Origin of the sequence: Phyllobacterium sp. 0TCS1.6A (genome assembly GCF_026420825.1) — a bacterium.
Lineage (GTDB): Bacteria > Pseudomonadota > Alphaproteobacteria > Rhizobiales > Rhizobiaceae > Phyllobacterium.
In genome coordinates this window covers 271,275-297,239 of record NZ_JAPMAB010000004.1, presented here as the reverse complement: position 1 = coordinate 297,239, position 25,965 = coordinate 271,275, and the positions used below count along the sequence as shown (strand labels likewise).

Genomic DNA, 25,965 nt, shown 5'->3' with positions numbered 1-25,965 from the left:
TTTGGTTTATTTGCAAGGCGGTAGTTTTGCGAGGTTTTCAAACCTTGGCTCCCTCCACTTCCGCCATCAATAATTTTCCCTCATGCTGAGCTTGTCGAAGCACGCACGATGTTTTTGCAGCTTCCCAAAAAAGGGATTGCACAAACCTTGCCGCGCCCTTCGTGGTTCGACAAACTCACCATGAGGGCTCAGGATGAGGGGTTGGGTTGATTGCAGGAAGGTTGGTAGCCAGTGATTGAAATCTCGCAGATGGTCGAAGCCTAGCGCCAGGACAATTGGTCCTTCGGAAGGCGGCCGCTCGGATCGAACACGGTTACCTTGTGGGGCAGATCCTGCCCCCACCGCCAGAGCACGAGGTTCGTGTCGTCTTCCTCGGCGCCGGGCGCGAAACTTGGCACGAGTATGCCGGCAATGCCGCTGGCCTTGAGACGGTCATATATCGACCATGAGGCGGGGCGCTCGCCGCGCGCAAGGGCCATTGCCCATCCGCAAGCCATCTCGCCAAGATCGACCGAATGCTCGGCCCTTCCCTGCTCCGTCGCAAGGTCCGCGACATTCTCGCAATCCACTTCGTAGGAGCACAGCACGCAGGGGTCTATCCGGTGCGCAAAGCCCTGATTGGCCTCCTTGACCGCCGTCATGATACCGAGGCCCAGATAAAGCGCCGGCACGCCCTTCGGGTTGAACCGCGCTCCCCTGATCGCCGCGCCATCGCCCGATATCGGCTTGAACGCCCATCGCGGATCATGTGCCCGATAGCACGTCCCTACATATCTCACGCAAATCCGCCAAGAGCCATGTGGTCGAGATAGTCGCGGACGGCCGCGGCCTTGCCTTCCTTCACCAGCGACTCGGCAGTTCGCCCGCCAAATGCCGGCAAGGGCTGGGCACGATACCAGGCCATCGCCTGCTCCTTGCCGCCCGCCCATTCCGTGACCCGGCTGATGATCTCCAGCATTTCGCGCAAGCGCCCCTGCGTCTTCGGCGCACCGCTCCGCTCCACGCGATAGAGCGTCTCGCGTGCAAGCCCCGCCGTCTCGGCAAGCTGGGTCTTGGACATGCCAAATCCGTCCGCCAGCCGGCTGATTGCAATCTTTCCAGCCCGATCCATATAGGACAGAACCAGGGACTCGTTCTCGATCGGAATTTTCATCGCCTCGGCCATCGGCATCACCTTGTCATATCTTCAACCATATTTTACTCGCATAATATATGGCATCGTCTAGCAAACTGCAATGCTTCGAGCAAATGCCCGGGTGGCGAAACATTCCCTCGCGGGCCTCGCCATTCATCACGCGGATGAATCAATGGCGGCCAATCGATTCAAAAAAGTCGTTGGATTTCCGGGCTCGTGCCGGCGAAGATTCCGCCATGTCACAACAGCCGCCATTCCAGACCTACATGCAGCGCATAGAACCGGAGCACAATATGCGCCGCTTCTATCACCTGTCGATCCAGCAAAACCTGTTTGGCGAGGTATCATTGATGCGCAACTGGGGACGTATCGGCTCGGCTGGCCAGGTGAAGATCCAGACATTTGCTGGCGAAGACGATGCGCAGGCCCGTTTCACCCAGCTGTTCAGGGCCAAATGCAGGCGCGGTTACCGAACCTTGGATTGACCAATGGCATTTCGACCGAAAAGCCACGGAAAGGGCTTCCAAACCCGCAGTTGCTGGCCTTTATCAATGATTTCAGCATAATCTGGCCAGAACGGCGGTCAGGTCTCCGCGATAGAACGACCCCGTTACGGCCGAGGGCGTAGAGTGATCAGACTATTATCCATCGTAGAAGTCGTTTTCGAGTTGGCGGGCAGAAGCTCGGTCGTCGTTGGGCCCGGCGTTCCCCGGGCCGGCAAATGGCGGCTGGAAATCGGCATGCCTCTCATCCTGAAACTGCCCGACGCGACGGAACTGCGCACCGTCGTCGGCGGCTTTGAAATGCTGTCTCCACCTGATCCGGGCAGCATTCCGCTCATGCTGGGCCCCGGGCTGTCGAAGCATATGGTGCCGATCGGCACGGAGATCTGGGCGGATTACCCTGGCCGAGGTGATTGATTCCCGTGCCGTTGTAGAATGGTTGAGAGCGTCGGTTCTGAACATGCCAGGGTCGAACCCGGCATGTTCAGAGAGGCGCCGTCGGTTTGAGGTGCAGCATCCTTATGAGCGTTCGCATCCTTTCGGCGTAATTTTGCGAACTGTCCGACATGGAAATCGAATTGGCCCGGGACGCTTCGCCATCCAGATAGTCCATGAGCGGCGACAACAGCGCCGGGCTCTCCGCGGCAGCGATCAACGCTGTCGCGGCGAGCGGGTCGATGGTCATGTCTGCGGTTATTCTTGGATTTTCACTATAGTATTTCAACATCCCCGCAATGAGATCACCTTTCGTCGAAAAGTGATGAAGCAAGCCTCCCTTGCTGATGCCGGCCTTTCTGGCGACAGATGCAAGGGTGACATGGCCGAAGCCTTGTTCCAGTGCAACGCACAGCGCGGCGCAAAACAGCTTCTCCTGGCGAATATTGCCTTTGAGCGTTCGCCACTTGGGAGCCTTGCGCTTTTCGTGAGCAGATGCCGCCATCGTCTCTACTCTGCCGGCGCTGGTGCTTCAGCCGATGCCGGATGTGCTTTTTTCTCCTTGCCGTCGCCAAACAGCTTCATCACGAAGACGAAGAATACCGGCACGAAGAAAATGGCGAGGATCGTTGCGGAGATCATGCCGCCGAGCACGCCGGTGCCGATCGCATTCTGACTGGCGGCACTTGCGCCGGATGCAATCGCCAGCGGCACGACACCGAGCGTGAAAGCCAGCGACGTCATGATGATCGGCCGGAAACGCAGATGCGATGCCTCGATGGTTGCTTCCATCAGGGACTTGCCTTCCGCACGCAGGTCCTTGGCAAACTCGATGATCAGGATGGCGTTCTTTGCCGACAGGCCGATGATGGCGATGAGGCCTACCTTGAAGTAGACGTCATTGGGCATATCGCGCAGCATCACCGCCGCCACCGCGCCGATAACGCCGAGCGGAACGACCATGATGACCGAGATCGGAATGGACCAGCTTTCGTAAAGCGCCGCGAGCAGCAGGAAGACGAAGATGATGCTGAGCGCGATCAGGAATGGCGCCTGCGAGCCGGACTGGATTTCCTGGAGCGACTGGCCGGTCCATTCATAGCCGAAGCCTGGCGGCAGGTCTGCCGCGAGACGTTCCATTTCGGCGATGGCCGCGCCGGAGGAATAGCCCGGAGCCGCCTGCCCGCCGATACGCACGGCCGGATAGCCATTATAGCCGACAAGTTGAGACGCGCCTTTCGACCATTCGACGCTGGCGAATGCCGACAGGGGGACCATGCCGCCATTGGCATTGCGCACATTGAGCTTGAGGAGATCCTCGGTCTTCATGCGATTGCTGCCATCCGCCTGGACGGTCACGCGCTGCATGCGGCCGGCATTGGGAAAGTCGTTGACATAGGACGAGCCGAGGCTGGTCGATATCGTCGAGTTGATGTCGGCGAAGGTGATGCCGAACGTATTGGCCTTCTCCCGGTCGATGACGAGGTTGACCTGCGCCGCCGAAGGCATGCCTTCGACGCGCAGCCCGGTGACGATGCTGCTTTTCGCCCCTTCCGCCAGAAGCTGTTCCTGGGCGGCAAGGAGGGCGGCAGTGCCCTGCCCGGCACGATCCTGAAGACGGAAGGTGAAGCCATTGGAGTTGCCGAGCCCCTGGATTGGAGGCGGCGACAAGGCGAAGGCAATGGCATCCTTAATCTGGGACAACGTGCCGTTGGCCCGACCCGCGATTGCAGCAGCGGTATTGTCCGCATCGCGCTCGCTCCAGTCCTTGAAGGTGACGAAGGCAAGGCCGGCATTGTCGCCGGCGCCGGAGAAGCTGAAGCCGCTGATCATCACCATGCGATCGACAGCCGGTTCCTTCTTGAAGATGGACTCCGCCTGTTCGATGAGAGTGCGGGTTCGGTTGGAACTCGATTCGGCTGGCGTCTGCATGTCGACGACCACGAAGCCCTGATCCTCGTTGGGCAGGAACGCGGAGGGCAACTGGATGAACGTCCAGCCAAGCCCCACCAGCAGCGCCAGATAGATGATCATGAAGCGCCCGGAACGGCCGATCAGCCAGCCGACCGTGGACGAGTATTTGTGCGATGTGCGATCGAAGCCGCGATTGAACCAGCCGAAGAAGCCTTTCTTTTCATGGTGGCCCTTGGGGATCGGCCTGAGGAAGGTGGCGCAAAGCGCCGGTGTCAGCGACAGGGCCAGGAAACCGGAGAACAGGATCGACACGACCATCGTCAGGCTGAACTGCTTGTAGATCACGCCGACGGCGCCGGGGAAGAACGCCATTGGCACGAACACTGCCGTCAGCACCAGCGTGATGCCGATAATGGCGCCGCTGATCTGTTTCATTGCCTTCCTGGTGGCTTCCTTCGGTGGCAACCCCTCCTGGGCCATGATCCGCTCGACGTTTTCGACGACGACGATGGCGTCGTCCACGAGAATGCCGATGGCAAGGACCATGGCGAACATCGTCAGCACGTTGATCGAGAATCCCGTCGCCAGCATGACCGCGCAGGTCCCGAACAGCGCCACCGGCACGACCAGCGTGGGAATGACCGTATAGCGAAAATTCTGCAGGAACAGGAACATCACCACGAAGACGAGGGCGATGGCTTCGAGCAGCGTGTGGATAACCTTTTCGATGGAAACTTCGACGAAGGGCGAAGTGTCATACGGAATGGAATATTCGAGGTTTGCCGGAAAATATCGAGAAAGCTCCTCCATCTTGTCACGGACGGCGGTCGCGGTGGCGAGTGCATTGCCCGTGGGGGAAAGCTGCACGCCGATTGCCGCGCTGGGCTGGCCGTTGAGGCGCGTGGAGAACGTATAGTTTTCTGCGCCGACTTCTATCCGCGCAACGTCGCGCAGGCGGACGGACGAGCCATCCGGATTGGCACGTAGCACGATCGCGCCGAATTCTTCGGCCGAGGTCAACTGACCGCGTACGAGAACCGTAGCCGATATCTGCTGGGTGATCGGGTTGGGCTGCGCGCCGATACGGCCGGCGGCTACCTGTGCATTCTGCGCGGTGACGGCCTGCGTTATGTCGTCGGCCGTCAAGTTCAGGCCGAGCATCTTGTCGGGATCGATCCAGACACGCATGGCGCGCTGGGTGGCGAAAAGCTGGGCATTGCCGACACCGTCGATGCGCCTGATCTCACTGAGCACGTTGCGGCTGAGATAGTCGCCGAGGCCGACGGCGTCGACGGATCCATCCTTTGAACTCAGGGCGACCAGCATCAGGAAGCTCGTTCCCGCCTTGTCGACACGGATACCTTGCTGGATGACGGATCGCGGCAGTCGCGGTTCAACCCGCCGAACCGCATTTTGAACGTCCACGGAGGCCTGGCCCGTTTCGGTGCCCGGTGCGAAGGTGGCGTTGATGCTGACGCGGCCCGCAGAATCGGATGTCGATTCGAAATAGAGCAGGTTTTCGACGCCGTTGAGTTCTTCCTCAATCGGCTTGGTCACGCTCTGGTAAATGTCCTCCGGCGAGGCGCCGGGATATGTCGTGCCCACGGATATCTGGGGCGGGGCCACATCCGGATATTGCGCGATCGGCAGGAACGGGATCGAGATCGCACCCGCAAGCATGATGAATATTGCGACCACCCACGCGAAGATGGGCCGTTCGATGAAAAACTGTGGCATTGGATCGGGCCTCTAACCTTGGCGTGGCTTTGTTGCCGGAGTCTTGGAGCGGTCGTTTTCGACCGAAGCCGCGCCCCCCTTTACCCATTCTGACGGAGCAACCGTGGCGCCGGGCCTTATCTTCTGGAAGCCTTCGACGATGACACGGTTTGCGGGCTCAAGACCTTCATCGACGATGATGCGCTCGCCGACGACACGGCCGACGCGAACCGACCTGAGTTCGGCAACGTCTTTTTCCCCGACGATATAGACCTGGGCATTGCCGCCGGTGTCGCGCTGAATGGCCTGCTGGGGAACAGCGATGGCATTCTGCTGCACGCCCTGCTCGATCTCGACGCGGACATACATTCCCGGCAGCAGATCGCCATCGGGATTGGGGAATTCGCCGCGCAGGGTCACTTGCCCCGTGGTCTCATCCACGGCCGCTTCGGAAAACAGCAGCTTGCCGGCATGCTTGTATTCGCTGCCGTCGTCGAGCTTGAGCTTTACGCGCGCCGCGCCTTCCCCGGCGCTGGCGATGGCGCCCGCCGCAAGCGCCTTGCGCAGGCGGATCAGCTCGTTCGACGATTGGGTGAAATCCGCATAGACCGGATCGAGCTGCTGGATCGTCGCGAGATTTTCGGTGCTGTTGGCACTGACGAGCGCGCCTTCCGTAATCAGAGCCCGGCCAATTCGCCCTTTGATCGGCGCCCGGACGTCGGCATATTGCAGGTTGAGCTTTGCGGCGGCCAGATTGGCTTCGGCGCCCGCCACATCGGCATCGGCCTGGGCAACCGCCGCAACCGCGTTATCCAGCGCCTGGGCGCTGGCAAAGTTGCTGGACTTCAACGATTGCTGCCTGTCGGCCTGCTGGCGGGACTGCAACTGCACGGATTTTGCGCGCAGAAGCGTGGCTTCCGCACTCTGTACCTGCACCTGGAATTGTGCAGGGTCGATCCGGTACAACACGTCTCCCTCATTGACGAGGCTGCCCTGTTCGAAGACGCGCTCCACGACGATGCCGGATACGCGCGGGCGCACCTCGGCGATGCGCGTGGGCGCGATACGGCCCGGAAGCTCGTTGTTGATCGGGATGGGCTCCGCCTTCACCGCAATGAAGCTTACCGGCGAGGGCGGAGGGGCAGCCTTTTCAGCTGAGCTCTGCGAATCGCTGCAGGCAGCGGCAAGCAGAGGAAGAAACAAGGCAAAGGCAAATCGTGTCGCGTTCATAGGTTGCTTTCCGTGATACTCATCTTGGGAGGATGACGTTGGAAGGAAGTGCTTCGGGAGCTTGGGATGACGTCTAGGAGGAGGCCCTTATCTCTGGCAATTTCTCGGCTGCTTCCGGCTTGACGTCGATCAACCAGTTGATTTCACGCAAGATCCGGCTGCGTTCTCCCTCCGGCCAGCTGTAAAGGTCCAGATATTCGAGGAGCTTGAGGCCTTCCAGCGCCAGATAGGCAAGGAGGGCGCCCCGGGGGCTGGCGGACGTTTCCATGACTTGGGCGATCATTGTCGCCTGTTCTTTTTGAATTCCGGATCGCAATTGCGCATCCTGCGCCAGGGCCGAACACAGATTGAGCGCAACGGCGCGCACATCGTCCTGGAGCGGGGTGGACGCCGCGAGAACGCGACCGCGCATGATTGCGCTTGGCATGTCGCCAAGCCCGTCCGTCAGTTCCTGGATAAAGGCCTTGTCGTGGGCCACGCGGCGTTCGATGACGGCCTGGATCAGCGCCTGCTTGGACTTGTAGTCGTATACGACACTGGCCTTGCTGATGCCGGCCCGCTCGGCAACGGCATCGAGCGTGAGACGCGCAGCGCCATCCCGCACGACCACGCATTCCGCAGCGTCCAGGATGTCCTTTTGATCGATGACGCGCTTGCGGCCCATACGAAATCTCGGCTCTTCTTTTTATTTCCGACTGGATGGTTAACTAATTAGGGGCTTTCCATATGTCAATCGTCAATCCGGTTGCTCGCGAGGTTGTGATGGATCACCGCCACCAACCTTAAGGCGAGGCCAGCTCCCAGGACACAGACGTCCTTGCCGCTGCAACGCTTGACAGCGCTATAGTTGCAGATGGGCCACAATTTATGGATTAACGCTCATCGCCCGCATGATTTCCATCCCGGTGATGTTGTTTGAAATGTGGCGGGTCAGTATCACTAGAGTTGCATATGTCTCATCAAAGGATTCGCGATGCGGAAGCTGGTACCCACAATTCTGCTTGTTGCGCTCAGCGCCTGTGCCAGCCCCTCGGACGGCCCCAGTGCCACAAATATCCGCAATGCTTCCCTGCCGAATTCGAACGAGAAGATTCCGGTCCTTGAACTTGCCGATGCACCGCTCGGACTGACGGGCGCAGCCATGACGTCCTATGCTGCCGGCGATACGGGGCTGAGCCGCCTTCGAACTCAGGGTTACATCGACAGCCGGCTCCGTCGCGGCGATGTCATCGATGTGACGATCCTCGATTCCGGCGAAGAGGGCATTCTCTCCGCTACCAATAGCAAGACGCTGAAGCTCGGTCGCTTCACCGTCGACGAGAGCGGTTCGGTAACACTTCCCTTCGTAGGCAAGCAGCGCGTGCTCGAATCCTCGCCGGAGGCTCTGCAAGCGCGTATAGTCAGCGGCCTGCGCGGTTCAGCCGTCAATCCGCAGGCAGTGGTGACCGTTGTTGAAAAGCCCTCGAACGGCATCACGGTCAATGGTGACGTGCGTGCGCCCGGACGCTTTCCGCTGACAGCCCGCAAGGAGCGCGTTCTCGACGCGATTGCACTTGCGGGCGGGGCTTCCGGCGCGCCCACCGGGACGACGGTGACGGTAATCCGCGGCAAGCAGCGCGTGAGTACCCAGCTCGATAGAATCATGAATGACGACCGCCAGAACATCTACCTGCTGCCCAATGACCAGCTTCTGCTGGAAGGCGATGCACCAAGTTTCATGGCGCTCGGCGCGTTCAAGAGCGCCGGCGAGTTCGAGTTCGAAAAGGGCAAGCTTACGCTGGCCCAGGCATTCAGTCGGGCTGGCGGTTTGCTCGACGATCGAGCAGACGCGCGCAATTTCTATCTGTTCCGCAACCAGGCAGTGCATTCCGGCACGCAAGCCGCCAGCGCCGGAAAGAACCCCGGTGCGCCAATTGTTGCATCCAAACCGGTGATCTACCGGGTCAACCTGCGCGATGTGTCCAACTTCTCCCTCATGCAGCAATTTCAGATGCAGGATGGCGATATGCTTTATGCAAGCAATGCCGGACTTGTGAATGCCGCGAAGCTGATCACGGTATTCCAGAAAAGTGCCCCCACCGCGGCGGCACCACAGCCTGGCGCGGGTTCAAATTGACGGCGGATCGCTTCGATCCATGTCCCTCAGCCGTTCGCTGACAGCGGCGGCGGTTTGGGGACGATTTCCCGGATCGTGGGCCGTCAGATCACGCGCCAGGGCCGACAGCTGCCGGGTTGCACCATCATCGACAGGACAGCGCGCCATCAGCAGCTGCAATATCCGGCCGCAAGAATAAAGGTCGGCTCGGCCATCGAGCACGTCGCCATCGACCTGTTCCGGCGCTGAAAATTCCGCGTGTCCGGCCCTTGCGAGCTCAAGGTCCGCGTGCCGCTGCCCTCGTTTGAGCGCGATGCCGAAATCGGAGATTTTCAGGCCCGAAAGCTGGCGGTCCTTGAGCAGAAGGTTGTCCGGTGCGATGTCCGCGTGAACGAGCCCGGCCATGTGAATGGCTTGCAGGCCGGAAACCATGCCTGCCATCGCGTCCCGTATGTCTTCAATCGACAATGGATCGCCATTCAGGCGACCGGAAAGTGTGAACGGCATCCAGTCGGATATGAGCGCCGGGCGCCCGTCAGGGAGACGAAGCAGGATCTGCGGGGCGAGGATATTTCCGTGATTGAACGTCGTCGCCAGCCGCGCCTCGCGCAGCAGCAGTTCCCTTGCCGAAACGTTGTCGCCCTCAGACGAGCGAAGCGTCTTCATGGCATGCAGGCTTCCGAGGTCGCGGTGCCGGATGCGATGGACCTGCGTTGTCGAGCCATCGTGAACCAGTTGTTCCAGCAGGAACGAATTGGCGATGAATGTCACATCCCCGTTTTCGATGCGCGCCTGACGGCGATCCAGGGCATCGCGAACCCGGTCAACGAGCAAGCGGACATCGTCATCTGCGCGCGGGGTATCGCCATCCCGGCTAAGGGCCTGCCACAAGGCGGAGTAGCGGGCGGCAATCGTCCGCAACGGATCGGGCGATTCATCCGGCTTCATTGCGGGCGGACGCCGACCACGATGGCGCTGAGATTGTCGCGGGCATTGGCGATCAGTCCATTTTGAATGAGAACTTCCGCCGCTTCGCTGACGGGATGTTCAAGCAGCGTCTCGGCGATGCTGCGTTCATCGAGCGTCCGGGCCAGTGCCGCACTGCACAGCAGGAATTGGTCGCCAGCTTCGACGGTATCGACAAGAACGTCCGGCATCAGCTGCTGTTGCGCACCAATGCTGCGCGACAATGCAAATCGCAACCCCACCTCGACGTGATCGCGCGTAAGGCACCGCATCGTGCCATTGCGGACAAGGTAGCAGCGAGCATTTCCCACCCATGCCACGGCGAACGCATCATGGTGCATGGCCAGGGCAACGACACTGGCATTTGACAATCCTGTGCGAACGGACTGCAAAAGGCCGTGCGCTCGGCCCAGCTTGCCTTTCATGTCCTGCACGATCCCCGCAAGCGTATCGTGGGGCGACACGTCGGCAAGCGCGTTGGTCGTGACTTTGGCTGCATCCACGGCGCCGCTCCCGTCGCCAACACCATCCGCCACCGCAAACAGGCGCGGCTTTTCGCAGACCAGCAAGGCATCGGCATTGATGGATAACCGCGTGCCGGCATGGGTTGCATAGCTTTTCTCAATTGCAAACCGGCTGGGAGGAACCATGGCAGCTGGCTGAGCTGTACGCATGGGATCGGGCGCTGTTTCCGGCCCCGATGGAGAAGCCTCTGCGCCTTGCCTGTTCAGCAGCTTCACGAAATGCTCGGCCTGGGGTGGGCCCTCGGTCTTGAACCCGATGGCCCGACGCGTATCGACATCGATCGTCCACCAGATCGAAACGCGCCCGCCACCATTCGAGACCTCATATCTTGGAACAGGCCTGGCATGCGGCAGGCGGAGGCGCTTCAGACCGGCGACGAAACCGGCAATGTCGAAGTCTCGTGCAGACGACGTCTCGGCCAGGGCTTCGACGGCCGTAAACCAGGTGTCATCGAAGCAGAGCAGACGGGGATTGTCATTGAAGCTGCCAAGTTTCGCGGCTATGACCAGGGGGAAGCTCCGTCCGACGCGATCCGTGCTGGGCAGCAGCACGCCGGCTATGGTGGATCGACCCCAGATCGAGCGCTCGATGACGAACCGCCAGGGCGGCGCAGCGCGAAACAATGGTTCCCATTCGGCTCCATGCGCATGTTCGCTGGCCCGCAGCCCTGACTGCAACCAATTGTCGAGTTCGGTCTGAACGGTGCGACCGAGGCCGGTAGAAATGAAATCGCCATTTGTCGGCACCTTGCCGAAAAACCCGATACGGTCGACCTCAGTTCCTGGCGTATCGATCATATGCGCTCACTCATTCGGCTCTCCTCAAAACTGGGCCGGACATGCGAAATCGGAAATCGCCTTGAGGCGGAATGGGTTGAGGACCGAGCCGAACTGCACGTCGAATTCCGCCTCGTTGCCGCCATTTGCAAAACGCGCCCGGAACAGATCGTCTCCCCTGCTGCTTATGTCGGCCTTGTCGAAGAGCCTGAAGGGCGACCAGTCGCCATTTTCGGTGAGGGCCTGCTGCAAGCCGCCCGGCTGGAAGGCGATGAAGGACACATTGCTAGCCTCTTTCGATGGCCACGCGATGGATTTGGACAGCACCCAGCCGTGATTATAAAGTACGCGTTCCCCCCCGATTTCCATGATGACGGCTCCCGCCGATTCACTGAGAGAAACCGGCTTGACGTTGATGGAGATCGCCGGGCTTTCGCTGCCCGCAGGAAAGAAGGCACGCCGGATCTTGTCGGCATTCTCGAACTGGGCGATGGCCTGGCTTGGAATCCCCTCGGTTCCAAATGTGCCCCGCCACCTCCATGGCGTGGTGCTTGTATCGATGAAAGCTTCGAGGCGATCCTTGAAGAAGCTGTGAAACAGGCCGCTTGGTCCGAACAGGCGGATGAAATCGGCCATCGTCACATCACGCGCGGACGAGCGATCGAACGGATATCTTCCGACGACAATGCTGGTACACAGGCGCTCGCCATCGACCGCCCAGAGATTTCCGAGACGCAGCCGGGCCGTCTTGACGGCCAGCGATCCTATGTCAGCGGTCATGCCGGCCATCCAGCTATCCACGGGTGCCGGCAATCGTCTTGTCTCCTCAAGCAGGGCCTGGTTCGACTCCGTGAGCTGACTGTCGACGTCAAATACCTTGGACACTTCCGCGGTGGAGGTGCTGGCGCGGGAGAGCTGGCCATAGATGGTCTTCAGGATCGGTTGCAGTGCGCCAAGCTGAGAGAGCGGCTTTTCGCCTGATTGCGATTCCGCCGATTTCGGAGCGTCCAGGGCCTCGCGGAGCCGGCCGAAGGGATCCGGGGCATTCACCGCGCCCGCGAGCGCAAGCGTCATTGCGCCCCGGGGAACGCTATCGGCAGCGGCAATTTCGGCGCTTCCCTGCGGTCGGAGATCCGTGGCGCCCACGATGGCACGGGCGACGGCCTCGATGGGACCGGGATCATTGGCGAGGACGCGGACCGTCTCGGTCGCGTCAGCCAATGTCTGCGAGGAACGAACCCGCATATCCGTCAGCATACCCGACCATTGCTGCTCGAAATTGTTGAAATAGAGCTGAAGCGCTGCCTGTGCCACGGCGTCGATCGTCATGCTGCCGGCGACCGGCTGGTCGCCACGCACCCACTGCTCGTCGAGCGCCTTGCGGGCGGCATCCATGACATGCGGCAACACGACCGTGCGATAGCCTTCACCGGTGAAAAGACCGGGGATGCCTGCACGCAATGATGCCTTGGAAGACCGTTCGAATGCCTGTTCGCCTAACGGGCCAAGGGCGTCGGCCGGTATCCAGGGCGCAAGCGCACGCGCCTCGCGCTCATTGCTCAAGATGTGATAGGCCCGCGCCGCGATACTTTGGTCGCGGGCAATCTCGCGTGCCTTGGCAATCAGCGGCGCGTCGAGGTCAACCGCTGTCAGCGGCCCCGATACCATGCTGTCGACATGGCTTACGAGCGCACGCCGGACTGCGGCTCGACCTTCGCCCGGATAGAGCGACATGAACATGTCTTCCGCCTGCAACGAAACGAACTCCGGGTCGATTGGGCCGAGGCCGCCAAGCATTCCGTAGAGCTTGAGCGCATCGAACGTCCGACCGGAATCCCTGTTGTCATTTATCGTCTTCTCGAGCTGAACGAGGAGGCGGGGCAGAAGCAGCGAGTTGGCCGCGCGTTGATAGGCCTCGCGCTGACGGCTGGCGATCTTGCCTTCCTGATCGAGCCCGAAACTGATGGGCCAGACGCGATTCTCCGAGAAACCGGTTACCACATCGCGCAGATTGTCGAGGGCCGGCAGGATACGCAGGAAATCGGCGTCGGAAACATCGCGAATGGGTATGCCTCGAACCAGCTGCTCATAGGCTGCAATACGCTCATCGGCCCGGGCCAGGGCGCTGGTGTTCTGAAAATAGGTCGCAGTCCAGCTTGTCAGTACGATTGCCAACAGCAGGGTCGCCAGACCATAGGCCGTTCGACGCAACAGGATCTGCCTGCGCGACAATCTCTTGTCGCGTGCAACGAGCGAGGCTTCTTCGAAGATCACCTGCTTGAAGAGCCGCGAAAGAAAATAGCTTCGCCGCAAACGCGGCGCGCCGGCCTGCTGTCCGGCTGGTGCCTGTGCTTCCGTTTGCGTGCCGGAGACGAAGTACACCCCGCGCACGAGCGGGGACTCGACCAATGTCGAGCCGGCGCAAAGTTCGGCCAGGACCTCATGCAGCCTTTCTTTCAGGGCGGCGAGTTCGGCCGGGAACCGGAAGATGCGTCCGCGGAGATGACTGCTCGGTTCCTGCTGCAACCGTTCGATCAGCATGGCACCGACACGCTCCTGAAGCAGCGCGAATTCTTCCAGGTAACGTTCCGGCAGGTCTTCCGCCTTGTAGCTCTCGTCAAGGTCAAAAGTCGTGCCCCAGACCTGCTCCCGATCGGTCTTGCTGAAACCATCGAAGAATTCGACGAAACCGGTGAGCAAGTCCGCCTTGGTCAGCACGAGATAGACCGGCACGCGCGCCTGCAGGAATTCATCGAGTTCCGACAGCCGTTGGCGGATCGCACGCACCTCCTCAAGCCGCGCAGCTGAGTCCCGGGTCAGCATGTCGCCGATCGACAGCGTTACCAGAACACCGTTGATCGGTTGGGAACGGCGATACTTCTTCAGCAGCTTCAGGAAGCCTTCCCAGCCCGCCTTGGCCGCACCGTTGAGATCGTCCTGCGTCGTGTAGCGGCCAGCCGTATCAATCAGAATGGCCTCGTCGGTGAACCACCAGTTACAGTTTCGCGTACCGCCGATGCCCTGCACCGAATTGGAGCCAAGCGCGTCGCCGAGCGGGAACTTCAAACCGGAATTGGTCAGGGCCGTGGTCTTGCCGGAACCCGGCGCGCCGAAGATCACGAACCAGGGCAATTCATAGACATAGCCAAATCGCTTCTTGGTGACACGGCGCAACAGCGCCAGAGCCTCTTTCAGCCTGTTGCAGATTTCGCTGACTTCCGCTGTCTGGCTCGCCGCGGCTTCCGCCTCGGCATCTTTCTCGAGACTGTCGACAAGTACCTTGTCACGACGACGCGCGCGAATGGTCGAGACCACCATATAGGCGGCCCATGCCACGAGCACGATGGCGATGGTGATTATCCTGTTGCGCGAACTTTCGAGGGGCTTGAACTCGCCATATCCAATCAGGTAGCCGTAGAACCAGATGACGACGCAGATCGCCGCCACCCAGATTACGGACACAAAGCGCCGGCCGACTATTCCCGCATAGGAATCGACATAGGAACGCAGCGTATAGAAATAGCTGAGCGGATTCACGGCAATGCCCCTTCTGCTTGAGGTTTGTCGGCACTGTTGTCCGGCAAGGCAGGCACGACGCCGATCGCATCGAGTTTTTCGCTCGGATCGGTAAGCACAAGGATTTCAGTGCGCCTGTTGGTTTCCCGCCCTTCGCTCGTGTCGTTGCTCGCCAGTGGATTGCTGTCGGCGCGCCCTTCGGTCAGAATGGCCGCAGGTCCCGTATAGGCCGACAGAATCTTGCCGACCGCGCTGGCGCGCGCTTCCGACAGATGCCAGTTCGAAGGGAATTGCAGGGTACGGATGGGAACATTGTCCGTGTAGCCGACGACTACCGCACGGAACTTTTCGGCGGCAAGAGCGCCGCCGATGCGCTCGAGCAGGTCGCGGAATTGCGGGCTGACCTCGGCGCTTCCCACCGAAAAGAGGCCGGAATTGTTGATGCGGACCAAAAGCCTGCCGTTGGAGTCCGAAAGCGTCACCAGCTTGCGGTTCACCTCCGGCTGCAGAAATGCCATCAGATTCTCCAGACGGCTCGGCGGCTTCGGTGCCAGTACCACCGGTTCTTCGACCTTTGTCTCGACCCGCGGCGCTTCTACGACAGCAGGTTGAGGAGGCTGCCTGAAGACGCTCGGAGATTCACGCGGCGGCAGGTTTGCCAGTCGCGCGAAAGTGTCATCCGAGGAGCGATTGAGCGAGAGGGTGAAGAACAGGTAACCGAGCGAAAAGAACAGGATCAGCCCAGAAAGAAGCGTCCAGAGCGCGACTGCCGTGTGCAGCGGCTTGTGCCGCGCCGAGACGCCGCGCCAATGGGGCGAAAGCTCGCGTTCGAAGACTCCGTACTGACCGAGCAAGGTCTTGTAGAGGCTGTCGCGGACGCGACCAAGCTCCAGCGGGCCGCGCTGCGAAACACGGGTTCGTCCTTCGAACGCCAATGACAGGCAGAGATAGATCAGCAGCAACAGATCCTTGTTGGTGCCGGGACTCTGGTGAAAGTGGTCGAGAAGATCGAACACACGATCGCCGCCGGTCACGTCCATGTGGAATGTGGAGACAAGTCCGGAACGGGCCCAGCCTGCCCGCACGCCCCATGGCTTGCTCAGCACGACATCGTCGACGGTGGCGCAAACAACGTAATGGGCAGCACGCGCCCTTTCCGGACTGATGCGAGCGCCTGCCAGATCGCGTTCGTAGCGGCCGATTGCATCGATCGTGGTGCGACGCAGCTGTTCGATGTCTGGCTGCTCATCAGTGTGGCGCAGGATATGTGCAAGATTGAGCAACGGTGCTGCGGAGGCGACAATGGTCGGTACTTCGTCGCCACCGAAGTGGAAGTCGCGCACGAGGGCCTCGACCGACCAGCCCGCTGCCTTGACAGGTTCTCCCAGCGGCCCGTCGTCCAGCGTGTCATCGAGCATTTCCGCGATCTTGCGGGCAGATTTGTCCTTGCGCACCCCCTCCTCGGTCAATTCAACGACCGTGGGCAGGTCTTGCCAGAGATTGGCTGGTCCTTTGCTCATTCGCCTGGCTTCCTCATTCTCTCAAGGCCCAAAGTTCCATCTCGATGCCCGGGAAATCGCCGGCGAGATGAAGCGCGAGGGCACCCGACGTATCGAGCTGCTTCCAAAGCGGGTTCTTCGTGTCGAGTTCGAAATACAGCGTTCCGGAACGGTAAGGCAGCTGCCGCGGCAGTACCGGCAGCGGCCGGACGGGGATGCCCGGCAGTGCGACATTGACCAGCTCCGCGATACGCTCGACGGGTCCGACCTTGATTTGCGCCGGCAGCTTGCGGCGAACGTCTTCGGCAGGCATCTCGGCGCGCACGGCGAGCACGAAGCCTGCGTCTTTCAGCAGGGTGCGGTCGTTGATCGTTCCCACGCGTACCCCATGCCGGCGCTCAACGAGTTCAATTGCGACCGCCGTCTGTTCCAGTACGGCCGAAAGCGATGTACGCAGATCGTCGAAGACGGCGGCAAACGTTCCCTTGAGATCCTCATGCCGATAGGGCGGAAAATCGCTGGCACGCTTGGAATCCATGGTGAAGGTGGCGAGTTCGCCCGCAAGCTGGATGCACTGTTCGTAAAACGCCATCGGGTGCATGCGTGTTGCATTTGCAGAAATGTGGCGCAGCATCGGATCGGCACGATTAAGCAGCTGCAACAGAAAATAGTCGCCGACTTCGGCGGTGCCGCGAATGCTGGGGTCGCCGATACGATCCGCAATCGCTTGCGCGCGATGACGTACGATGCCGAGCAATTCGGTGATCAGTTCGTTCAATCGCGGTTCCGCAGCACAGTTCAGGCTTGGCGCGATATAGTCGGGGTCGAGAATGACGGCCTTGTCGGAACGCACTTCGATGACCCGCGCAAGCCCGATGAGCTCGTAGCCTGCCAGTTCGTCTCCGCCCTTCAGATACCGGAGGCTAAGCCGACCGACATCGATAGGCGCCATGAAATCGGTTTCGACATTGGCATCCGGCGCTTCATAGTGCGAGGCGATGACGCGGGCGCCATTGACGGATGCCCCGCCGGCCATTGCCACATCTGCCTTGCCGGGGCGCCGGGCCGGAAGGGCAAGATAGATCATGGTGTTTTTTGTCGTTTCATCGAGATCCAGCGGCGGCGGCAGATCCGCATCTATCGGCGCTTCGAAAAGCGTGCCATCGGGCAAGATCCCGCGCAGACTGGCGATCGCGAACTGGCCGATTGCAAGCGCGCTGCGATCGATGCTGATCTCGGCAATGCCCCAAGGGTAAGCAGCGAGTTCCCGCGTCATCATCCGCACCAATCGCTCCGTCCAGCGATCGGCCTGCTGGAAATGCTGAACGCGAAGAAACATGCCCTCGCTCCAGGCGACCCTGTTTTCGCTTCTCATCGGATAGGGCTCTCTTTCTCTGTGGTATCGGCTTCATCATCCCCGGCAATGGCAAGCGCGCGCAGCATTGCCCGGCGGAAGAGCGCCTGCACGGGGATGTCGTTGCCATCATTGTCAAACTGCTGGCGATAGGCCTGCCAGTAGGATCGATCGGTGCGCCAGGGCAATCGCCTTGGTTCCGCATCGACACGCGCTTCGACGATGCGCGGCTCCATCGCGTGGCTGGCGTGCCTGAGCAGCCCCTCCAGGGCGGTATTCAGGGCCGATTGTCGTGCAAGCAGGGTTTCAAGCCGTGCGAGGACAATCTCCTCCTGGCTCGCCGAAGGCAGGTGTGGAGTATCGACCGGCATGCCGGGTTCGATATCAAGAACTGCAAAACACGACCGCGAGGCTTCATCGCATCGTTCAAGCAGGGGTTCGATACGCCTCAATAGATCCTGAACGGAACCCGCTGCGGGACGCGCTTCCTGGGTGCCGCCGAAGATCAGGACCGGAGCAGTTGGAGAAGATGGCTTTGAGGCTTCCGCTTGCCTGCGGGGCTTTGTCGCCGGCATCGAGACATGCGGCGCCGGCGCATGCTCGAGCTTGTTGCCATAGTCGAAGTTCTCGTTCCAGTCGCTTGGCAGGATCGGTTTCATGTCTGCGGTCTCGGGCGGCCCGTTCCACCCGATTTCCACATTGCGGGACGAAGGCGCCGTTTCAATGCCAGCCCTCGGCGTTGGGCGTATGGGATGGTCCGTGGCATCGCCGGTCGCGAACCGCCCCACGATACCGGTTGCCGTTTGTCCATGCGGCGCTATGTCCGACAGGATAGCCGAAATGGTCAGGTTCTCATCGCTGAGCGGCAGTCGCGGATCGGGGTCCCCAAGGTCAGGATTGTTCTCGCCCAAAATCTGCACCAGGAAGGCGAATCCACTGCATTCGAGCTTCGAACCGCTGGACAAGCGAGCCGTCTCCCCTTCCAGCACGACAACTCCGTCGACGATAGTGCCGTTGGCACTTTCGTCGCGCAGCAGGAAGCCCTCACGGTCTCGTTCGATCGTGCAATGAAGTTTGGAGACGGAGCGTGGTGCGTCGGGTATCTGCCAGTCGCAATTGCTCGATCTGCCGATCGTGCGACGACCATGCTCGAAATACCAACCCTGAATTGCCCCCTTGCCTGTTCCCGGTTCCTGGGCATTTTTGAGCTCAAGCCGCATGATCATGCCGCCTTTCGCAGATTGTGCTGTGAAGCAACGATGACGGCATCGCCACTGTCCCGGACCGCCGGCGTGACCCTTGCCCAGCTGTTCCAGCCCAGTCGCGGCGGATCGCCGGTCTGGCCGAGCTGACAGAACGGCACCTGTTCCTTTTTCAGAACGAGCTGAATGTCGAAGTCGAGGCCAGGTCCGACGAACAGCCGCGTCAAGGCAAAGATCTCTTCCACATTGGCACTGCCAGGCGCGAGCGAAAGATAATCTGGATAATCGAGGGGACCGAGGACGAGGCGGAAGCTGCTGCTGAAATCGCGAATTGCCGTCCCGGCCATTGCATTGACGCCAAGCTGAACGGCCGCAGTTCGTCCCATCTGGCTGCGCTCGTCCTCAGGCACGGACAGCCAGCGGCCGCGGAACAGTTCAACCTCGACAGGCAGGCCGCAGTATTCGCTCAACAAAGCCTTCAGGTTTGCGGCGTTGCGTGTCCGCGATGCCAGAAATCCGCTGAAGCGCAAAAGGACATCGTCATCCAGGCCGCTCCTTTCCCTCATTCCCTTCGTTCCGAAGCCTATGAGCGAAAAAAGAGCCGTGCTGAACGCATTTCGCCCGCGTCCCGCGTCCCAGCGCAGGAGGCGGGCAAGCCTGTATTTCTCGCAAGCATCCACAAAGAGCTCCGCCATGCGGGAGCTGAAAATATCGAGGAATGCCGCAAGCGCGCCTGACTTGTTGCGTTCCTCCCGCATGACATGTTCGTTATAGGCCGGCGGCAGCGAGCCGAGCGGTCCAAGAATTCCGCCAAGGACGCTGCGCAAAGTGGTCTTGCCGCCCTTGCGCCGAAACCCGGCTACAGGCAATGACGAGGCCGAGACACCGAACGGCGAGGTGATCGCCGTCCCTTCGTCGGCGGCCTGCGCGACGCGAAAAGCCGTCGTCGGCTCGAACCGACCGGGGTCGCGCTCCAGCAGATCAGCAAGGCTGTCGTGGTTCTTGTCGGCAGGTAAGGTCATGTGGTGGTGAAAATCCTCTTCACAAAAGCGGACGTTCGGCGGCACGCGCGCGCCACGTCGCGACAGGCCTCGACTGTCCCTTGATTGTCGCGGTGAGCCGCGTGAAACTGTTGACCGAGGTATAAAGCCCACAGAAACGGTCGAGCACGCATCCAAAGAGAAAGGCGGAAGGCCGATCTATTGCAGCGGGATCGAACTCGATGAGAATGTCCGTGCCTGGGACCATGCCCCCGCCCTTGAGACGCGCCGTCGAGGCTTTCGCTTCGACCTTGCTGATCGCATCCACGAGTTGCCTGGTTTCCGGCATGTCGCGGAACGCGTAGAGCGACAGAATATCCTTGAGCGCCGCCCCGTCATTGTCGAAGATCGACAGATGATTGAGCAGCAAATGGGACATCAGACGCCAGTTGCGGCCATTCTGGTCATTGGTTCGTACGGCAGGCGTTGGCGGGTAGAGCGCTTCCACGGAAGCGACGGCTTCATTTCCGTTGGCCAGCTGGAGATATGGATGCCCACCGCCAAACGGCAATCGCTCAGGCAGGTTGCGATTGAGGCACAATGCGTCCACGCTTGCCACCGCGTCTACCTTGCCGATGATATGTCGATCCCGGTCGACGAAAGCGATGTCGATGTCGCATGTGCCATCATCCTCGCTGAAGCGGCGCTTGACCTGCCAGAAACATGACTTGCTGCTGCCGCCCCGCTGGGAGCGCCCGAAGAATGGCTGGCACAAATATTCGTCGCTGCCATGTCCGGACAGCAGCACACGATCGACGGCATAGACCTCTCGCGTCTTTTGTCGACGCGAGTCCGGAAGCAGACGATATTCGGTGTGTGTTCCATCAATGAGGACCGGCTCACAGGCCTGATGGAAGAGATTGACGACCGGCGTGGCATGAAGCGTCAGATCGCGAGCAGTAACGGTCCGCTCCAGCTTGCTGTCCGCCGTATCGAGATAGACAAATATCTCCAGCTTTTCGCTCCGCCAGCGATGCAGTTCGTTGATGTCGAAGAAAAGGAACTTCTGCGGCATCGTGAAAAATTCAGTCAGCAGGCGATAACCGGCAAAGCTCGCGTTCGGATATGGAAGCATCGCTTCCTCGGTATCGAAGCCGACCGGGGAAAGGCTCGCCGCCGGCAGGAAGACCGGGTTCTGGTCATCGCTATGACGTGCAAGCGCGATGCCGAGCGTATGGTTGACAAGGAGCTCATAAAGAGCGCTCGCCTGCCGCCATGGCGAGGCAATGTGAAAACGCAGCCGCTCCAGACCTGTTTCGGACAGGCTGCGACCATTCTGGGGTTCGATCGATATTCGCAGGCACGCCGCAGCACCCGCAAAGGGCGACAGCGGCGCCTGGATCGGCTGGCCGGTGAGTGCCGCGGCCTTGATTTGTACTGGCGCGACGTCGACCTGCTGTGTCGTGCGGAACCGGCAGGTTTCTCCCGCAAGCGGTTCAGCGAGTATTTCCGTGTGGCGTGGGACCGTCTGGACCGAGTTGAGCGTCTCGCTGGGGGAAAAGCGCACGATGCTCATTGAGGGGATCGGCGCAAGGTAGTGCGGGTAGAGCGTCTCGAGCAGTCCATCGGTCAGTTCGGGGAACTCGTCGTCGAGTTTCTGCCGGACACGCGCGGCCGAATAGGCAAAGCTCTGGATGAGGCGCTCGACATGCGGATCGTCGGCGACGTCGGCGGTCAGGCGGAGACGCCCGGCAATCTTCGGAAAGGCATCGGCAAACCGCGATGCGCGGCGGCGCAACGCCGACAGTTCCTCATTATAACGTTGCAGGAAGCCATCAGCCATTGGCTGCCTCCACGAGGAACCGCTGTGTCGAGGGGTCTATGGTCGATTCGAAACTTATCGGCGGCATGCCGTCATGCAGTCGGAACATTGCCTGTATCCGCATGCGCAGCGCCCGCTCGCCCGCGGTTCGGCTTTTGAGAATCGTCACCCGCACGTCGGAAAGCCGGGTCTCGAACATGACGATGCGCCGCTCGATGGCGCGCGCCAGCCGCAGCTTGGATTCATCTGTTACGAGATTGGCCGAGACTACGCCGTCCACGCCGTAGGAGACGAGGGCATCCTTGAGCTCTGCCAGGGCGCCTGGTGGCGCGGTCGGGCAGCGACGTGTATTCAAGAGAGCTTCCAGATCCCGCCGGATCGACTCGCGCATTTCCCTGACTTGCTCGACCAGGCTCAACGGCCCGTCCTGCTGCATATCCGGATTGGGGTCCAGCAGCCGATCCAGGATCGATCGTGACAGCACCCGGTCGCGTGATCTGTAGCGGTCGAGCGGGTCAGCCATTGGCTGCCTTCCTTTCTCCAGGCAACGCGGCGGCCGCAATATTCTCGGCCTCGTGGAAGGAAATGAAATCGTCGCCTGCCAGGAAGCAGCGTTGTCCGCGCCCCGTGGTTATGCCGGTATCCTCGTCCACCCATCTGGTCTCCCGCCCAAGGAGCAGTCGCTCATCGCCGCTGCTTCCATGGTAGATCGCCGGCAAAAGGACGGACGCGGTAGCTCCGTCGATCAGCGCCAGTTCAGCGCGCCGGAAGGCAAGATCGCGGGGCCGTGCGATCGGCTCGAGTGCAACGGAAGCGATCTTGGCAAAGTCGATCCAAAGATAGGCTCCGCCGGACATGATGACTTCGAAAGCGTGCGGGATACGATCGTCGAGATCGCGAAAATCGGCCACGGACTTGCCGTTCCATACCATCGGCCGTTCACCGCGCACCTGTTCCAGCGCGGAGAGCGCGACAGTGCTCTCCTCACGCAAGGCGGACCGATGCGCGATATTGAGTTTGAGCGTCGCCTTGTCGAGTTCGCTCGGCCCTTGCGGAAATTCCGGAACGGCCCCTGTCGTGAACCAGGCGTCCCGTGCCGCCATGCCGCGCAGCTGGTTGCGCAGGAGCGCAAAACCGACAAGGTCTTCCCCGGTCAGTGTCGTTGCCAGCGCGCTCTGCGCATCGGCACGCTCGTAATCGCCCTGAACGATCAGGAGATCGATATAGATGTGCCGCGCCTCCTTATCCGAGGGATTGGTCTTCAGATGCGCCTTGGCAGCTTCAAGCGCATCGGTCAAAGCATCGTCGGCGAGCAATCTGGCAATGCTGGCGGAAAGCGTCATGCGGTCATCCTTTGCGAAACAGGTGAGATATCGCTGCGCCCGGTTGGCGGCAGGGCTGTCTCGGCGATCAGATGAAAACTGGTCGAGACGTCATCGAGCTGGAAATGAGGCTGCAGGCGGACCGTGCAGGAAAAGGTCCCTGGCTTGCCTGGTATCTCGTGGACGCTGATGCCCGCCGAGCGCAGGGGAAACCGTGTGCGCAGCGGCAGGTCCGCGTCGTCGTTCCCAAGGGTGTAGCGCGACAACCAGTCTTCCAGCTTGCGTTCGATTGAAAGGGCATCTGCAAGATTGCCCACCTCATCGCGCATGATGACCTTCAGATAATGCGAGAAGCGCGAGGCGCACAGTACATATTGCAGCATGGCCGCGAGACGGGCGTTCTGGCGGGCGTTCTCATTCGAATAATGCCGAGGCGCATGCAGCGACTGGTTTGAGTTGAAGATGGCCAGCGCGGATAAATAGCTGGTAGCGACCGGAATAAGCCCGAGGTCGCAAAACTGCTGTTCCTGGGCGCTGGTCAGCCGGACTTCGACCGGGGCCTGCGCCGACAAGCCCGCGCTTTCCGTTCCGAAGTCATAGGGTGCAAGTTCGTCCGGACTGAGGATTCCGCCGTCCATGGCATCCTGTGTGACCCCGCGAATATCCGCGAACCAGCCGGATTCGACAAAGTTGCGGATGACGATGGTCGCAAACGCGAACGCTCCGTTGCACCACAGCAGGGTATCGCCATCGGCAGATACGTCCTCCCGAAACGGGAACCCGTCATCGCGCCGTCTGGAGTATGGCTCGTAGGGTGCGCGCACCAGAACACGCGGGGCAACGAGACCAAGAAAACGGGAATCTTCCCGCGCCCTCAGGCTGTTCCAGCGAATACGTGACGGATCGTCCGCCAATTCCGACAGATCGTGCACGCGGTTCAAATCGTGAAAGCTCTCAAGCCCGATCACGCCCGGCGAGGCACCGGCGATAAAAGGGCAAAAGGCCGCTGCGGCCACCATGCCAAGTCCCGTCAGTGCACTCACCGTTTCGCCACCGCCGTGACCGGTCGGGGAGAGTTCGTAATCCCCGACAAGCAGCCCGTAGGGTTCACCGCCCGGCATTCCGAATTCGTGACTGTAGACGAGTTCGAAGACATGGCTCTGGTCGAAGTCGGTCGCCCGTTCCATGCTGCGCGCAAGATGCGCCCAGCTGATATTCAGGACCTTGACCTTGACGTCACTGCCGCGGGAGGCAGCGTGCACCAGCATTGCAAGGCCACGCCATCTCGCCTCCATCGCCTGAAATTCGCGATGATGCAAAATAGCGTTGACCTGGCGGTTCAGGGCCTCGTCGATCAATGCAATGAGCTGATCTGCCCTGCGCCGCCACGATGTGCTCGGACCCTTCGTCATTGCGCGTTCACAGAATGTTGGGGCACACGCGAGGCCCGGGCCGCGCGTGTGCGCATGCTTAGTTCTTGGCCGGAATGCGGGCGACCATGCGAAGCGAGGTCGTCAGCTCTTCCATCTGCAGCCAAGGGCGCATCCATGCCACCGCATTGTAGGAGCCCGGCTTGCCAGCGACTTCCTGAACCGTGACTTTCGCCTCGCGCAGTGGATACTTGGCTCGCGATTCCTCGCCTGCCTCGTCATTGGCATTGACGTAGTTGGAAATCCACCGGTTGAGCCAGGCCTCGCAATCCTCGGCTTCCATGAAGGAGCCGATCTTGTCACGGCCCATGACCTTCAGGTAGTGGGCAAAGCGCGACGTAGCCATCATGTAGGGCAGTCGAGCCGACACGGCAGCATTGGCCGTTGCTTCCGGCTTGTCATAGACCTTGGGCTTGTGTGCGGTCTGGGCGCCGAAGAAGACGGCATAGTCCGTGTTCTTGTAGTGGCACAAAGGCAGAAATCCGAGCTTGCCAAGTTCAGCATCGCGGCGGTCGGTAATGCCGACCTCGGTCGGGCATTTCAGATCGAGGTCGCCATCGTCGCTGGAGAAGATGTGCATCGGCAGGTTTTCCACCTTGCCGCCATTCTCGGCGCCGCGGATCGCCGTGCACCAGCCATGCCTGGCGAAAGCGTCGGTCAGGCGCGCGCCCATCACATAGGCGGCATTCATCCAGCAATAGTCATTGTGCGGCAGTTCACCGGTCTTCGAACCACCCGTCTCGTCGAAGACGAATTCATCGATCGGGTTGGTCTTGGGGCCATAGGGCATGCGTGCGAGCACGCGCGGCAAGGCAAGCGTGACAAAACGCGAGTCGTCGCTCTCGCGCATCGAGCGCCATTTGGCATATTCCACCGTCTCGAAAATCTTCTCCAGATCGCGCGGCCGGGCAAGGTCGCGGTAATCTTCGAAGCCGAACATGCGCGGACTGGCTGCGGATATGAATGGGGCGAAGGCGGCCGCCGCAATCGACGAGATGCCTTGAAGCAGCTGTACTTCCTCGAACGAATTGTCGAACTCATAGTCGCCGACAAGCGCGCCCATCGGCTCACCGCCGGGCGTGCCGAACTCGTCCTCGTAGATCGACTTGAACAGGCGCGACTGATCGAATTCGACCGCCTTGGAAAGATCCTTCGACAGTTCGCGCTTGGAGGCATTGAGCACGCGAATCTTCAGGTTCACGCTCGTTTCGGTATTCTTCACAAGGTAGTGCAGGCCGCGCCAGGTGCCTTCGAGTTTGGTGAATTCGGGCGACTGCATGATGGCCGCCAGCTGGCGCGAAATCGTCTTGTCCAGCTCGGCGATCGCGTTGTTGAGCGTGACGGTCAAATTGCGATCATAGACGACCGTGCCCTTCAGTGCCTGGTCGGTCAGCGTGCGCAGCAGATGCTGTGCACGGTCCGGTTCGGTCTGGCGTGTCGCGGCCACGACCTTGGAGAGAAGGTTTTCCTCTTGCTCGAGTTCAATACCAGCTTCCGGCTTCAGTTGCGTCTTGGCGCTCATCACCCGATCCTTCCCGTTGCTGC

21 protein-coding genes are annotated in these 25,965 nt (G+C 60.7%); 3 read left to right on the top strand and 18 right to left on the bottom strand.

The genetic code is table 11. The annotated features are described in order from the left end of the window. Positions 1-260 precede the first annotated feature (260 nt). Both OSJ75_RS12270 and OSJ75_RS12265 read right to left on the bottom strand, forming a co-directional pair. Positions 261-779, bottom strand: coding sequence for an RES family NAD+ phosphorylase (locus tag OSJ75_RS12270; protein WP_267228265.1), 519 nt, complete (start codon positions 777-779; stop codon positions 261-263). Continuing rightward, positions 776-1,165 (bottom strand): antitoxin Xre/MbcA/ParS toxin-binding domain-containing protein, encoded by a 390-nt coding sequence (locus OSJ75_RS12265; RefSeq protein WP_250017405.1) that lies wholly within the window; start codon positions 1,163-1,165, stop codon positions 776-778. The genes OSJ75_RS12270 and OSJ75_RS12265 overlap by 4 nt, the downstream gene beginning before the upstream one ends. 47 nt (positions 1,166-1,212) lie before the next feature. Between OSJ75_RS12265 and OSJ75_RS12260 the strand changes: the two genes are divergently transcribed. Together OSJ75_RS12260 and OSJ75_RS12255 are read left to right on the top strand one after the other, a co-directional pair. Further along, positions 1,213-1,620, top strand: coding sequence for a WGR domain-containing protein (locus tag OSJ75_RS12260; protein ID WP_267228264.1), 408 nt, complete (start codon positions 1,213-1,215; stop codon positions 1,618-1,620). 144 nt (positions 1,621-1,764) lie between these two features. Further along, the gene (locus OSJ75_RS12255; RefSeq protein ID WP_250017401.1) at positions 1,765-2,055 is read left to right on the top strand and encodes a hypothetical protein; all 291 of its coding nucleotides are present in this window, start codon (positions 1,765-1,767) and stop codon (positions 2,053-2,055) included. A gap of 67 nt (positions 2,056-2,122) precedes the next feature. Here the strand turns inward: OSJ75_RS12255 and OSJ75_RS12250 are convergent, their stop codons facing one another. The 4 genes from OSJ75_RS12250 to OSJ75_RS12235 all read right to left on the bottom strand — a co-directional run bounded on the left by OSJ75_RS12250 (position 2,123) and on the right by OSJ75_RS12235 (position 7,597). After that, positions 2,123-2,578 (bottom strand): TetR/AcrR family transcriptional regulator, encoded by a 456-nt coding sequence (locus OSJ75_RS12250; protein ID WP_267228262.1) that lies wholly within the window; start codon positions 2,576-2,578, stop codon positions 2,123-2,125. Between the two features lie 5 nt (positions 2,579-2,583). After that, positions 2,584-5,724, bottom strand: a complete 3,141-nt coding sequence (locus OSJ75_RS12245) for an efflux RND transporter permease subunit (protein ID WP_267228261.1) — start codon at positions 5,722-5,724, stop codon at positions 2,584-2,586. A 12-nt stretch (positions 5,725-5,736) separates the two neighbouring features. Further along, a complete protein-coding gene (locus tag OSJ75_RS12240; protein ID WP_250017394.1) occupies positions 5,737-6,933 on the bottom strand; it encodes an efflux RND transporter periplasmic adaptor subunit in 1,197 nt (398 codons plus the stop codon). Between the two features lie 73 nt (positions 6,934-7,006). Then, positions 7,007-7,597 carry a TetR/AcrR family transcriptional regulator gene (locus OSJ75_RS12235; protein WP_267228259.1) on the bottom strand — a complete coding sequence of 197 codons (591 nt, stop codon included), beginning with the start codon at positions 7,595-7,597 and terminating at the stop codon, positions 7,007-7,009. Positions 7,598-7,906: 309 nt separating this feature from the next. Between OSJ75_RS12235 and OSJ75_RS12230 the strand changes: the two genes are divergently transcribed. Further along, positions 7,907-9,049, top strand: a complete 1,143-nt coding sequence (locus tag OSJ75_RS12230; RefSeq protein ID WP_267228258.1) for a polysaccharide biosynthesis/export family protein — start codon at positions 7,907-7,909, stop codon at positions 9,047-9,049. Here the strand turns inward: OSJ75_RS12230 and OSJ75_RS12225 are convergent. Genes OSJ75_RS12225 through tssC (OSJ75_RS12170) form a run of 12 tightly spaced genes read right to left on the bottom strand, consistent with a single transcriptional unit; the run spans position 9,041 to position 25,942 of the window. Further along, the gene (locus OSJ75_RS12225) at positions 9,041-9,976 is read right to left on the bottom strand and encodes a protein kinase domain-containing protein (protein ID WP_267228257.1); all 936 of its coding nucleotides are present in this window, start codon (positions 9,974-9,976) and stop codon (positions 9,041-9,043) included. The two genes, OSJ75_RS12230 and OSJ75_RS12225, sit on opposite strands and share 9 nt — an antisense overlap. Then, positions 9,973-11,316, bottom strand: coding sequence for a type VI secretion system-associated protein TagF (gene tagF / locus OSJ75_RS12220; protein ID WP_267228255.1), 1,344 nt, complete (start codon positions 11,314-11,316; stop codon positions 9,973-9,975). Before tagF ends, OSJ75_RS12225 begins: the two co-directional genes overlap by 4 nt. Before the next feature lie 24 nt (positions 11,317-11,340). Next, positions 11,341-14,832, bottom strand: coding sequence for a type VI secretion system membrane subunit TssM (gene tssM / locus OSJ75_RS12215; protein ID WP_267228253.1), 3,492 nt, complete (start codon positions 14,830-14,832; stop codon positions 11,341-11,343). Then, on the bottom strand, positions 14,829-16,331 hold the full coding sequence (gene tssL / locus OSJ75_RS12210) for a type VI secretion system protein TssL, long form (RefSeq protein WP_267228252.1): 1,503 nt from the start codon (positions 16,329-16,331) through the stop codon (positions 14,829-14,831). The genes tssM and tssL overlap by 4 nt, the downstream gene beginning before the upstream one ends. Positions 16,332-16,344: 13 nt before the next feature. Beyond that, positions 16,345-17,685: a type VI secretion system baseplate subunit TssK gene (gene tssK, locus OSJ75_RS12205; RefSeq protein ID WP_250017369.1), complete on the bottom strand. Its 1,341-nt coding sequence runs from the start codon at positions 17,683-17,685 to the stop codon at positions 16,345-16,347. Next, positions 17,682-18,884, bottom strand: a complete 1,203-nt coding sequence (locus OSJ75_RS12200) for an FHA domain-containing protein (protein ID WP_267228251.1) — start codon at positions 18,882-18,884, stop codon at positions 17,682-17,684. Before OSJ75_RS12200 ends, tssK begins: the two co-directional genes overlap by 4 nt. A 2-nt stretch (positions 18,885-18,886) precedes the next feature. Next, positions 18,887-19,888: a type VI secretion system baseplate subunit TssG gene (gene tssG / locus OSJ75_RS12195; RefSeq protein ID WP_267228250.1), complete on the bottom strand. Its 1,002-nt coding sequence runs from the start codon at positions 19,886-19,888 to the stop codon at positions 18,887-18,889. 19 nt (positions 19,889-19,907) lie between these two features. Continuing rightward, positions 19,908-21,689, bottom strand: coding sequence for a type VI secretion system baseplate subunit TssF (tssF, locus tag OSJ75_RS12190; protein WP_267228249.1), 1,782 nt, complete (start codon positions 21,687-21,689; stop codon positions 19,908-19,910). Next, positions 21,682-22,191 (bottom strand): type VI secretion system baseplate subunit TssE, encoded by a 510-nt coding sequence (tssE, locus tag OSJ75_RS12185; protein WP_267228248.1) that lies wholly within the window; start codon positions 22,189-22,191, stop codon positions 21,682-21,684. Before tssE ends, tssF begins: the two co-directional genes overlap by 8 nt. Beyond that, a complete protein-coding gene (locus OSJ75_RS12180) occupies positions 22,184-23,011 on the bottom strand; it encodes a type VI secretion system accessory protein TagJ (RefSeq protein WP_267228247.1) in 828 nt (275 codons plus the stop codon). The genes tssE and OSJ75_RS12180 overlap by 8 nt, the downstream gene beginning before the upstream one ends. Next, positions 23,008-24,402 (bottom strand): type VI secretion system contractile sheath large subunit, encoded by a 1,395-nt coding sequence (tssC, locus tag OSJ75_RS12175; protein ID WP_267228246.1) that lies wholly within the window; start codon positions 24,400-24,402, stop codon positions 23,008-23,010. Before tssC (OSJ75_RS12175) ends, OSJ75_RS12180 begins: the two co-directional genes overlap by 4 nt. Before the next feature lie 58 nt (positions 24,403-24,460). Beyond that, the gene (gene tssC, locus OSJ75_RS12170; RefSeq protein ID WP_250017353.1) at positions 24,461-25,942 is read right to left on the bottom strand and encodes a type VI secretion system contractile sheath large subunit; all 1,482 of its coding nucleotides are present in this window, start codon (positions 25,940-25,942) and stop codon (positions 24,461-24,463) included. Between the last annotated feature and the right edge of the window lie 23 nt (positions 25,943-25,965).